This is a genomic window from Bacillus sp. ISL-45 (assembly GCF_018613195.1).
In the GTDB taxonomy this organism is placed as follows: Bacteria; Bacillota; Bacilli; order Bacillales; family Cytobacillaceae; genus Mesobacillus.
Window position 1 is genome coordinate 1 of record NZ_JAGGQQ010000021.1, and the last position, 12,700, is coordinate 12,700.

A 12,700-nucleotide genomic window follows, 5' to 3' on the forward strand; every position below is an offset into this window, starting at 1 on the left:
AGTAACGTCTTCTTCAGTGACATCTTCTTCAGTGACATCTTCTTCAGTGACATCTTCTTCAGTGACGTCTTCTTCAGTAACGTCTTCATCAGTGACATCTTCATCAGTGACGTCTTCATCAGTGACATCTTCTTCAGTAACGTCTTCTTCAGCAACTTCTTCTTCACTGACTTCAACAGACAAAGCAACAGCAGAATTTTCGTTAGCTTTCTCTTTAGCAACATCGCTTGCATTGAAAGCACTTGACTTCATTTTGTTAGCGATAGAAGGAGATTCCTTATCTTCTGTATCCTCTTCCTCTTCGTCTTCTTCTTCAGTTTTCACTGTTGCATCTGTATCAAGATCGATGTCTTCAGAATCAGAGTCATTTTCTTCGTCTTCTTCAGTTTTTACAGTTGCTTCTGAATCAAGGTCAATGTCTTCAGAATCCTCATCAGATTCTTCTTCATCTTCCTTTTTCATTTCAGTGTCAGCGTCAAGCTCAGCTTCATCTTCTTCTTGTTTTGTTGCTGTATTTTCTTCAAGCTCAGCAGTTTCTTCTGATTCAGCATCTTTTTCAGTGCCATCAGTCACAACTGGGTCTGCTTCAACAACTTCTTCAACAACCTCTTCAACGACTGGCTCCTGAGTAACAACTTCTTCAGTTGGAACTTCCTCAGCAGGTGCTTGCTGAACAGTTGAATGAACTGCTGCGTTTGGTGATGCGTGCTTTTTAGCCGTTTCACTTGCATGAGTGCTAGCCTGAGATTTCGCTGCTTTTTCCTTAGCTTCAGCTTTTGGTGCTTTTACTTGAGGCTTGGCAGCAGGCTTTGCTGGAACTGCCGGTTTTGCTTTTACATCAGCTTTTTTAGCAGACTGAACCTTTGCTGGTTTCACTGCGTGAGATTGTTCAACCTTAACTTTTTCAGGTCCTGCAGCTTGAGTAAATTGCCCTCCAGTCAGTACCCCGATTGACAATACTCCAGCTAACATAAAAGACTTCACAACTTTGGATCCATTCATATAGTTATTCATTTTAATAATTCGCTCCCTTTTAATTAACGTTATCCGTGGCTATTCCGTCGGTATACGGTAAAAAAGCAGGAGCTTTGTGCGGTGGCGGTGATGGCGGGGCATTGACCCATTGGCTTTGAAAAACAGCAACTCGCGATGTATATGGCTGCAGGAGATTTAAATTATATGATTCATCCCAAACAAACCACTTATCGTTAATGAAAGTGCTCGCGTTTCCATAACTTGTCCTGTCACTTGACGGCCCCCCTGAAGCCTTTGTGCGTGAAGGAGGGGTTGGAATGTTGTCACCCTTAGGATACCTCTCGTTTTTGGATGAATCCTTTTCATCATCTTTAACTAAAGGCATCTCTTTGCTTGCCGTCTTTGCTGTAGCTTTAACTACTGACGGGGTCGCTGCTGACTCCTTGGATGGCTCAACCTTTTCCTTTAACCCAGGTGATCTGCGCTGTGTTTCTTTTGCGTAATTACCCTTATTATGTATGGATTTTAAAGCATCTTTATTGCTATGTTTATTGCTTTGTTTATTGCTATGCTTTGTTTTATGTTTTTCCTGTTTTAACTTCTCGTTGATCAAGGCCTTAGCCTTTTGAGGCAGGGCCGCTTTCTCATTTTTCTTGAATGATTGAGCTTTCCTATTGGATTTCACTGCATCAGCGGGCTTCTCTTTCGGTATTGCCTCGTCTGGTTTTTGAACGCCTGGCTTCTCCACCGGCTGGTTTTTGACATCAGGTTTGGCTGGAGTTTTTTCAGGAGATTGTGCATTCTCAGCCTTATCTGGCAGAGTAACTTGTTCAGCCGCCACAGGCTTTTGAAGTTTTCCGGCATTTGGCCCTTTTTCAGCAAAAGCGATGTCAGGTACCAACATAGCTGCACCCGCAATAAAGCCAGTAATAATCAGTTGTCGGAAGTGCATTCTTTTTCACCTCCTTTCATAACGGTATTCTAACTTTCCGAAATAGCATTCTGGTTTTCAAACCTCTTTTTGTCGGTTTTTGAAGGATTTTATAATAAACCATTCTTTTAACCTACCAGGTTATTCAAAAAGATGCATAAAGACCTGGTACAATTTACCTTTCTTATAGGCACTTATTAATTGGGATGGAAAATTAATGGGATTATTCTTGCCCTTTTATAAAAAAGGAGTAGAATGTTAGTTATGCTTTAATCGTTTAAATGAAAGAAGGAAACATCATGAAAAACCTTAAAATCTATTTGATTCTTACTGGTGTCATGTTTTTGTGGGGATTGAATGTAACGGCTCTAAAGATTATAGTAGGGAATTTTCCGCCAATCACCATCACCTCGCTCCGCGTCTTCACAGCTGGGGTCTCGGTGTTTATCATTCTATTTTTCTTAAAAAAAGTCCGGTTGCCATCCAGGCAGGAGTGGATTTATATATTCGGCGGCGCAATCCTGAATGTCACTGGGCATCATTTATTTCTCGGCATTGGATTAAAAGTGACTTCGGCAGTCAACGGAGGACTAATCCTCGGCATGGGCCCATTGCTGACTGCTTTGATGGCGATTTTATTCCTTGGTAAACGGCTGACATTTATACGGATCCTCGGTTTTATTTTTGGGGGAATCGGGGTCTCTTTGACAGTGATGGCAGGGAGTACAGGACTATCAGGCATGTCGATTGGTGATTTTTATGTATTTCTCTCCATATTGTCTCAGGCAATCAGCTTCATCATTATTTCAAAAGCCGCAAAAACCCTGGATCCCCGTCTGCTGACGGGATATATGCTGATTTTTGGCTCAATCCTGATGTTTTTTATCGGACTATGGAAGGAGCCAAGTGGATTAGCAAGCTTAGGCAGTGGTTCCCTTGGGGTGTGGAGTGTGTTTTTTGCTTCAGCCATCTTCGCGACTGCAGTAGGGCACATGCTCTACAATTACGCAATTGGCAAAGCCGGACCAGCGGAAGCATCCATTTTCCTGAACTTGAATACATTCCTGTCAATCATGTTCGCAGCTATTTTCCTCGGGGAGCATATTACTTCTTCTCACCTGCTGGGATTAATTTTCATCGTTTCCGGTGTCATATTCGGATCAGGGGCACTTGAGGAATTGTTGCTGAGAAACCGGATAAAACGGAACGCAGCTTAATATTGAAATTAAATGCAGGGCTTCGGCTCTGCATTTTTATTTTTGCAAAAAGGAAACTCAACTAATATTCAAACTGCCGCCACTGGAATTAAATTGAACCCAACTGGTATTAAGAGCCATTTTATGTACCACGGGGAGCAGACCATATTCTAAATCAGATTCAACAGGAATAAAGCATTCAATCATTAAAAAATAGCTCAAGTTACAGGGAGCTGTATTCAATATCTCAAAGTGTCCATTTATCCAGAAAACTGTCCTGATTTTGCACACCTATCTCTAAAGATCTCTTTATTTATCATATACAGAACTTGGCACGATTCTTGCTTTATATAAAACTAACAAATTGGTAAAAGTGGAGGTCAGACAAAATGAAAATTAGTGATGCAAGGGCGATAGTTACAGGCGGAGCTTCTGGTTTGGGAGAAGCAACTGTCAGGAGAATTGTAGAGAAAGGGGGAAAGGCGGCAATCCTTGACTTGTCAGTGGAACGCGGAGATGCTCTCGTTAAAGAACTTGGGGAACAGGCAATATTCATTAAAACGGATGTAACAAGTGATGAAGAAGTAATGAATGCCATCAACAAAGCAATTAAATCACTGGGGTCGATCAACACGGTTGTTAACTGTGCAGGAATTGGAGTTGCAGGCAAGCTGTTATCACGGAAAGGTGTCCATCCTCTGGACATGTTCTCAAAAGTAATCTCCATCAACTTAATAGGAACCTTTAATGTCATCAGGCTTGCTTCAGAACAGATGTCTAAAAATGAGCCGAATGAACATGGTGAGCGGGGTGTCATCATTAATACAGCATCAGTTGCCGCGTTTGATGGCCAGATCGGGCAGGCTGCCTACAGTGCTTCTAAAGGCGGCGTTGTCGGGATGACGCTGCCAATTGCCAGGGAGCTTGCTGCCTATGGAATCAGGGTGATGACAATTGCCCCAGGGCTTTTCCATACCCCGATGTTCGATTCGCTCCCAGCGGAAGCAAGGGATTCTCTAGGCAAAATGGTGCCATTTCCGCAGCGTCTAGGTTATCCCGAGGAATATGCGATGCTTGCTGAAAGCATCCTGACAAATCCAATGCTGAATGGCGAAACAATCCGCCTGGACGGTGCCATCCGCATGCAGCCGAAATAATATCATTGCAACCCATTTATAAGGATTAAAGTTATACATTTTTAAAGCCTGCACCTGTTCGGGGAGCAGGTTTTTTACAGTCAATAAGTGTACCTTTCCGCAGCAGTGCTATATAATTGAAGTTATAATATTCAGAAATCTCTCATATAAGGAGGGAAATGAATGATTGAATTCAAGGATATTGTTACGCCTGTCGACTGCAAGGTCACGGAAAAAACAACATTAAGAGAGGCACTTGGAATTTTCAAAGAGATGAAATGGAATCTTCTGCCCGTCACAGACGCCGAACGGAATTTGCAGGGTGTTTTTACCCGGAGCGGACTTTATCAAATGATCCTGGATGGCAGTCCGCTGGAGGCACCAATCCAGCCATACATAAAGAAGCAAGCAAGGTCCATCCGTATTGACACCCCTTACCGTGAAATCGAGAGAATTGTTAAAACAAGCAAGGTTGGGACCGGGGTCGTGCTTGATGAGCAGGACAAGGTCATCGGTTTACTGACCAAGACCGATATGGTGGTCGCTCTGTTAAAATCTGCGAATACACTTAAGGACCAGCTGGAAACAATCCTGCAGCATTCCAATATCGGGGTTCTCATGACTGACGGCCGGATGAAGGTAGTGTATGCAAATGATGCTTTCGCCAAAATCAGCGGCCGGTCCGTTGATTCGATCATGTCCAGCGAAATCGGTGAGATTTTTCCCGGCTTGTTGAATGAAGACAATTCACCTCATCATTACGAAAAATTCAAATCGATTCTTCACATCTCTTCCTATGAAACAGTGAATAATGAAGAAGGGAAAATCCTGTTATTCCAGGATATTTCCGAATTTGAAAAAATGGCAGAAGAGCTGGAGACCGTCAAAAAGCTGAAGCTGACAATCGAGACGACGCTAGAGAATGCGTATGATGGAATCTTGATGACCGATGAAAAGAACATGATCACGATGGTCAGCCCGCCGCTGCTCGAATTGTTCAGCCTGGAAAAAACAGAAGTTTTACACAAACCAGTTGAGCAAGTGCTTCCGCAACTCAAACTTGAGAGTGTATTCAGATCAGAAATGGCAGAGGTCAGCAATTTTAACGAGATGAACGGAATCAGATACATAGTCCATCGAATCCCAATCAAGAAGGATGGCAAGGTAATCGGCGCGATTGGCAAAGTGATGTTCCGCCAATTGAATGAAGTCAGCGAGCTGTTCAAGAGACTTCAGAAAGCTGAGAACAAGGCTAGCTTTTACCATCAGCAGCTGCAGAAATCAGAGTCGGCCAGATTCACCTGGGATCATATTTTCAGCGAAGATCCTTATATGGAAAAATTAAAGAAAAGTGCCGCCAAAGCAGCGAAAGGCCGATCCACAGTATTGGTCAGGGGTGAAAGTGGAACAGGGAAAGAGTTGTTCGCGCATGCTATCCATAACAGCAGTGCCCGGAGTGAAGGTAAGTTTGTTGTTGTCAATTGTGCCGCTATCCCGGAGGACCTGCTCGAATCAGAGTTTTTCGGATATGAAGAAGGGGCCTTTACGGGGGCAAAGCAGCGCGGTAAAATCGGGAAGTTTGACCTTGCGAATGGCGGGACGCTTTTTCTCGATGAAATCGGCGATATGTCACTCTCCCTCCAGGCAAAACTATTAAGGGTCCTGCAGGAGCGGGAGTTTTACAGAGTAGGCGGAAATATAAGGGTGAAGGTCGATGTCCGTATTATCGCGGCGACTAACCGTAACCTGGAAGAAATGGTGAGGCAGGGGGAGTTCAGGGAGGACCTTTATTATCGCCTGAACGTCATATCGTTGACTATTCCTCCGTTAAGGGAACGTGTTCATGATGTCGAGTATTTGATCAGCGGTTTAATGAAAGAATTGAATTCGATGCTGGGCACGAGCATCACCGGTATCTCTTCCCCGGCAAAGACCGCACTGCTTCGCTATGAATGGCCGGGCAATGTAAGGGAACTGCGCAATGTCCTTGAACGTGCGATGACCTTTGCCGAGCATGGGAAAATTCAGGCTGAGGACCTGCCGGACTATCTAATCTCGCAACTATCCAGCCCGCTCGGAGAACAAATCAGCCTTGCAGAAGATGCCGAGCTCGGAGCCATCAGAAAAGCGCTCTCCCAGGCAAATGGAAACAAAGCAAAGGCAGCAAGACTCTTAGGCATCAGCCGCTCAGGCCTTTATGAAAAAATAAAGAAATACCAGCTGAGCGTATAGGAGCTATATGTATTCTAAAAAATACTGGCTGCTGATGCCGCCTTTCTTTTTGTTTGGACTGTTGCTTCTCGTCGTATTACCTGTGGAAAAAAGGCCATTTATATTTTGGGTGCCCCTGATTTTCTGGGCGGTATATTATGGGTGGGGTAAGCGCGGTCGAAAAAATGAAGATTAGCCTAGTAGATTTACACATATGTTTAGCAAACTGGAAAAAACACGTGTTTTTTTCCATTCGCCAATAAATCTTGGAAATCGACAATAAAGTTGTGAATTTCGCCAATAAAATCATAATATCGCCAATAAAATCATAATATCGCCAATAAAGTTGTGAACTTCGCCAATAAAAGTGTGAAAACCGCCAATAAATCTATAATGCCTCCAGTAATATCATCAATTAAGTACAAGAACTACCCAGTAAACTGCTAAACGAGCAATAAGATGAGATTTTTCCCGTTCAGTAACCACCATCTATTTAAATGTCCAAACACAGTGTCCATTTTTCGGACACTTTGCAGGGCAAACATCCAAATTCCTGCTTGGTTGTTGCTGTCATCTTCATTTTTGGAAAATTGGCATAATTATTGCATATAAAATGATGAAGGCGTTTTCAAATTAACCAGGGGGGAAGTTCGGTATGGATATCGGGTCATATTTAGCGCAAAATGCAAGGAAAACACCGGAGAAGCTCGCGATTCAATGTGAAGGCAGGAGCTATACATACAAGCGGTTTAATGAGGAAGTGAACAAGTTTGCCCACGGACTGCTTAGCCTGGGGGTTAACAAAGGCGACAGGATTGCTTTAATGATGAGAAACTCTGATCAGTTTGTATTTGCTTTTTTTGCTGGAGCTAAAATTGGTGCGGTAAACGTGCCGGTGAATTTCCGACTGACAGCATCCGAGGTCCATTACATACTGGAACAGTCTGGCGCTGTGCTGGTTATTTGCGATGATGAGTTCGAGGATATCATCACTTCTGCACGTGAAGGGACAAATACAGCTCATGTCATTTCGACTGGAACCCCTAGAACAGTTGGACATTATTCATTCGATAAAGTCCTTTCCGAAAATGCCGATGATCCACAAATTGAAATCAGCAATGATGATGACCTTGAAATCTTGTATACGTCCGGGACAACCGGCAGGCCCAAGGGTGCTTTGTTTGACCATAAACGAGTTTTCAATGTCGGCCTGACGATGATGATCAGCATGGGAATCAACCAGGAGGAAAGAATCCTCCATATCGCTCCGCTGTTCCACTCGGCACAGCTTAATCTTTTCCTGATATCAGGCGTCGTTCTTGGGGCAACCCATATCATTCATCGGGATTTTCATCCGGTTACAACGCTTGAAGCAATCCAGCAACATAAAATCACCCACTTTTTTGGAGTCCCGGCGATGTACAACTTTATGCTGCAGGTGCCGAATGCTTCTGATTATGACCTATCTTCGATTAAAAGATGCGGCTATGGTGCTGCACCAATGGCTCCGGAACTTGTCCGCAAAAGCATGGAGCTTTTCAGGACAGACCAGTTTTATAATCTATGCGGTCTGACTGAAGCTGGCCCTGGAGGCATATTGCTGGATCCGGAAGGGCATAAGCACCATTTTGGCAAGGGAGGAAAAGCCGCATTCCTGACTGAAGCTAAAGTGGTGAATGAAGAAGGGAAAGATATAAAGCCTGGTGCAGTCGGTGAATTCATCATCAAAGGTGAATCCATTATGAAGGAATATTATAAGAAGCCGGAAGAAACGGCAAAGACAATCAAAAACGGCTGGCTTTATACCGGGGACCTGGCGACGGTCGATGAAAACGGATATATCACTCTCGTTGACCGGAAAAAAGACATGATCATTTCCGGCGGGGAAAATGTGTATTCAATTGAAGTAGAGGAAGTCCTTTATGAACATCCTGCTGTTCTGGAGGCAGCAATCATCGGTCTGCCGGATGAAGTTTGGGGAGAAGCCGTCTGCGCAGTCATTGTGCCAAAGCAGGATGCAATAGTTGATGAGCAGGAGCTTAAGAGCTTTTGCCGCCAAAAACTTGCAGGCTATAAAGTTCCAAGAAAGATCTTCATCGAAGAGGCGTTGCCAAGGAATGCTTCTGGAAAAATACTAAAATACCAGCTTCGCCAGAAACTGAATGAAGTGAAGCTTTAATAGTTTGAGTGAGAGGGGAGTCAATTATGAAACATCCTTATTTAACAGATGACCATGAAATTTTTCGCAGGTCACTGAGGAAATTTTTAGAGAAGGAGGCATATCCATTTTACGAACAGTGGGAGGAAGAGCGACTGATACCGCGGTCCTTCTGGGAGAAAATGGGCGATCAGGGCTATCTTTGCCCTGATATCGATGAAGAATACGGCGGCAGTGAAGTCGACTGGGGATTCGCAGTTGTCATCAATGAAGAGCTTGAGCGGGTGGGCTCAGGCCTGGTTGGCGTAGGGCTGCATAATGACATCGTAGTTCCGTATATCACTTCCTATGGAACAGAGGAGCAGAAAAAACGCTGGCTGCCAAATTGTACCTCAGGTAAAACCATTACCGCGATTGCAATGACAGAGCCAGGGACAGGGTCGGATCTGGCGAACATACAGACAACAGCAATCCTTGATGGCGACCACTATATTTTAAATGGGCAAAAGACTTTCATCACCAATGGAATCCAGTCTGATTTGATTGTCGTAGCCTGCAAAACCGATCCAAAAGCGAACCCCAAGCATAAAGGTGTCAGCTTGCTGGTCGTTGAGCGGGATACACCTGGTTTTACCCGAGGGAGGAAGCTGAATAAAGTGGGACTGCACTGTCAGGATACGTCAGAGCTTATCTTCGAAGAGTGCCGTGTTCCAAAGGAAAACCTGCTGGGTGAGGAAGGGAAAGGCTTCCTTTATCTAATGGAAAAGCTCCAGCAGGAACGACTGCTTGTTGCGATTGCAGCCCAGACCGCATCTGAGGTCATGCTGAAGCAGACGATCGAGTATGTCAAAAGCCGGGAAGCATTTGGCAAGCCGGTCAGCAAGTTCCAGAATACGCAATTCAAGATAGTCGAGATGGCGACAGAAATCGAAATGGGCAGAGCTTTCCTTGACCAGCTGATTGCCGAGCATATCGAAGGCAAGGATGTTGTCACAAAGGTATCGATGGCAAAGTGGAAGCTGACAGACAGCGCGAGGAAAATTGCCGCAGAATGCATGCAGCTCCACGGTGGATATGGATACATGGAAGAATACGAGATTGCGAGAAGGTTTCGTGATATCCCGGTTGCCAGCATCTATGCAGGAACGAACGAAATCATGAAAACCATCATTGCTAAAAACCTGGGTTTGTAGAAAATCAGATTTTCAGAAAGGAAGATGAAAACATGCGTGAGGTTGTAATCGTTGAAGCCGTAAGGACGCCTGTCGGCAGAAGGAAGGGTTTATTGAAGGATATCAGGCCGGATGAGCTGGCTGCAGGAGTTTTAAAAGAGGTTGTAAAGCGGGCCGGAATCAATGCAGGACTTGTAGAGGATGTCATCCTCGGCTGTGTAACACAGTCAGGCGAACAGGCTGGAGATATTGCCAGGGTAGCGGCTTTGACAGCCGGTTTCCCGATTGAAGTACCAGGAACAACGATTGACCGCCAATGCGGATCGAGTCAGCAGGCAGTCCATTTTGCGGCCCAGGCGATCCTTGCAGGGGACATGGATGTCGTCATTGCCGGCGGCGTGGAGAATATGACACGTGTTCCAATGGGGTCTAATTATCAGGAAGCCAACCCTTTCAGCCCTAAATTAAGAGAACAATACGAGATGATCCATCAGGGATTATCCGCAGAACGGATTGCGGAGAAATATGGTTTTACCCGGCGGGAACTTGATGAGTTCTCTGCAGAAAGCCATCGCCGGGCTTTGAAGGCGCAGGCAGAGGGGTATTTTAAAAAAGAAATCATGCCCCTCGAGATCACACTCGAAAATGGTGAAACAACTTTGGTGACGGAAGATTCAGGGCCTCGCGAAGGAACGACTCCTGAAGTTTTGGCCGGGTTGAAAACGGTCTTTAAAGAGGATGGTGTCATCCATGCCGGGAACTCGAGCCAGATCAGTGACGGTGCAGGTGTCCTGCTTTTGATGGACCGTGAAAAAGCTGAAGAGTTAGGCTTGAAGCCGCGGTTCAAGGTTCACACCAGGGTTGTGGTAGGTTCAGATCCGACATTGATGCTGACAGGACCAATTCCGGCAACGGAAAAAGTCCTCAAAAAAGCCGGCCTGAAGCTGGAGGATATCGATGTCTTCGAGGTGAACGAAGCATTCGCTCCTGTACCGATGGCATGGCTGAAGGAAACGGGAGCGGACCCTGCAAAACTCAATCCGAATGGAGGAGCAATCGCGCTTGGCCACCCTCTTGGAGCGAGCGGCGCCCGCCTGATGATTTCGATGATGTCCGAACTTGAAAGGACCGGCGGACGCTACGGCCTTCAGACAATGTGCGAAGGGCACGGCATGGCAAACGCCACCATTATTGAACGTCTGGATTAAAAGAATGCCAACATTTATTGGCGCCTGAAAACAGCAAAAGTAAGAAAAATAGGTCACCAATGAGACTACTATAAACTGCTACTCTGTAAAGCATAAAATCGACATTTTATTAGGAGGAATGCAAATGAGCACAACGATCGGCAAAATCTTTGACCTGACGGTAATGAAATTCCCGAACAAGGAAGCCCTCTATGATGTCCGCAAAAATGTCCGCTTTACTTATAGTGAATGGAATGAGGAAGTGAACAGGCTTGCCAATGCGCTCCTTGCTGAAGGAGTGAAGAAAGGCGACCGGGTTTCTGCGTTCACATTTAATACCGAGGAATTGGGTACTGCGTTTTTCGCCTGTGCGAAAATTGGCGCAGTCTTCAATCCTATCAATTTCCGGCTGATGGGAGAAGAGGTCGCCTTTATCCTGGGTGACGCAGAGCCAAAGGTCATCCTTTTTGAAAAGGCGGTGGAGCCAGTCATCGCCGCTATTGAAAGGCGATTCCCGCATATCGCTTTCTGGTACATCGACAAAGATACACCAGAGTATGCCCAAAGCTATCATGAAAAAGTGAAAGCTGCGGAAACAAAGCCTGTTGATATTGAGGTAGATGAAAACGATCTGTACGCGATCATGTATACAAGCGGGACCACCGGCAGGCCAAAAGGCGTTATGCACAAGCACCGCAATATGGTCGAGCAGAGTATCATCGTTGTAGGTGCAACCAAACTAGGTGCAAAAGATAAAGGGTTGGTGACTGCGCCAATGTTTCACTGTGCTGAGCTCCATTGCGCATTCCTGCCTAGAATCCATGTGGGCGGCAGCAATGTCATCCTCCATCAATTCGCCCCAAAGAAGGTTCTTGAACTGATTGATTCTGAAAAAATCACGAAGTTCTTCGCGGCGCCAACAATGTGGAATATGCTTTTGCAGGAGAACCTGGAAGACTATAATATCGAAAGTCTGGAGCTGGGTCTGTATGGAGCAGCCCCTATGGCGCCTTCGCTTGTCCATGCCTGCCATGACAAGCTGGGCATCAAGCTGGTCCAGGCGTATGGGATGACGGAGATGGGTCCTGCGATCACCTTCTTATCTGAGGATGACCAGCTGACAAAAGCAGGTGCTGCTGGCCAGGCTTGCCTTAACCATGAGATCAGGATCGTCCGGCCGAACGAGGATGGCCCATCCGACCCCGACGATATCCTGCCTCCAGGCGAAAGCGGGGAAATTATCGTCCAGGGCCCATGCATGATGACTGGTTACTTCAATCGTGAAGAGGCTTCTGAAAAAGCGATGTATAAAGGCTGGTACCATTCGGGTGATATCGGCTACCTGGATGAACAGGGTTATCTTTGGGTCAAAGACAGGGTGGATGACATGATTATCAGCGGGGGTGAAAACATTTATCCGCGAGAGGTAGAAGATGTTCTCCATGCCCATGAAGGTGTCCTTGATGTCGCGATTGTCGGCCAGCCGGATGACCGTTGGGGCGAATCAGTAACTGCTTTTGTCGTGAAAAAAGATCACGAGGTCACCGAAGGAGATTTAGATGAGTGGTGCAAAAACAGTGACAGCCTGGCAAATTACAAGCGGCCGCGTAAATATATCTTTGTAGATGCACTCCCTAGGAATGCAAGCGGAAAGATCCAGAAGTTCATGCTGCGTAAGCAAATGGAAGAACTGTTTTCAAAAGGGCAGCCGACGTAATGGAAAGGATTTTTTAA

General features: G+C 45.5%; 9 protein-coding genes. 7 read left to right on the forward strand and 2 right to left on the reverse strand.

Annotation, left to right across the window (positions count from 1 at the left end):
- Both J7E35_RS21230 and J7E35_RS21235 read right to left on the reverse strand, forming a co-directional pair.
- The coding region (locus J7E35_RS21230; protein ID WP_214783790.1) for a hypothetical protein at positions 1-1,014 on the reverse strand (1,014 nt) is incomplete at its 3' end.
- Between the two features lie 19 nt (positions 1,015-1,033).
- Positions 1,034-1,927, reverse strand: a complete 894-nt coding sequence (locus tag J7E35_RS21235; RefSeq protein ID WP_214783793.1) for a hypothetical protein — start codon at positions 1,925-1,927, stop codon at positions 1,034-1,036.
- Positions 1,928-2,205: 278 nt separating this feature from the next.
- Here J7E35_RS21235 and J7E35_RS21240 point away from each other — a divergent pair, with 278 nt between their 5' ends.
- From J7E35_RS21240 to J7E35_RS21270, 7 genes are all read left to right on the forward strand, one after another.
- Positions 2,206-3,123, forward strand: coding sequence for a DMT family transporter (locus J7E35_RS21240; protein WP_214783796.1), 918 nt, complete (start codon positions 2,206-2,208; stop codon positions 3,121-3,123).
- Positions 3,124-3,491: 368 nt separating this feature from the next.
- Complete coding sequence (locus J7E35_RS21245; protein ID WP_214783799.1) at positions 3,492-4,259, forward strand: 3-hydroxyacyl-CoA dehydrogenase; 768 nt, start codon at positions 3,492-3,494, stop codon at positions 4,257-4,259.
- A 162-nt stretch (positions 4,260-4,421) separates the two neighbouring features.
- Entirely contained in the window at positions 4,422-6,470 is a 2,049-nt protein-coding gene (locus J7E35_RS21250) for a sigma-54-dependent Fis family transcriptional regulator (protein ID WP_214783802.1), read from the forward strand.
- 634 nt (positions 6,471-7,104) lie between these two features.
- Positions 7,105-8,628, forward strand: a complete 1,524-nt coding sequence (locus J7E35_RS21255) for a class I adenylate-forming enzyme family protein (RefSeq protein WP_214783805.1) — start codon at positions 7,105-7,107, stop codon at positions 8,626-8,628.
- A gap of 26 nt (positions 8,629-8,654) precedes the next feature.
- Positions 8,655-9,800, forward strand: a complete 1,146-nt coding sequence (locus J7E35_RS21260) for an acyl-CoA dehydrogenase family protein (protein ID WP_214783808.1) — start codon at positions 8,655-8,657, stop codon at positions 9,798-9,800.
- Between the two features lie 32 nt (positions 9,801-9,832).
- Positions 9,833-10,987 (forward strand): thiolase family protein, encoded by a 1,155-nt coding sequence (locus J7E35_RS21265; protein WP_214783811.1) that lies wholly within the window; start codon positions 9,833-9,835, stop codon positions 10,985-10,987.
- A 124-nt stretch (positions 10,988-11,111) separates the two neighbouring features.
- On the forward strand, positions 11,112-12,683 hold the full coding sequence (locus J7E35_RS21270; RefSeq protein ID WP_214783814.1) for a fatty acid--CoA ligase: 1,572 nt from the start codon (positions 11,112-11,114) through the stop codon (positions 12,681-12,683).
- Positions 12,684-12,700: the final 17 nt, after the last annotated feature.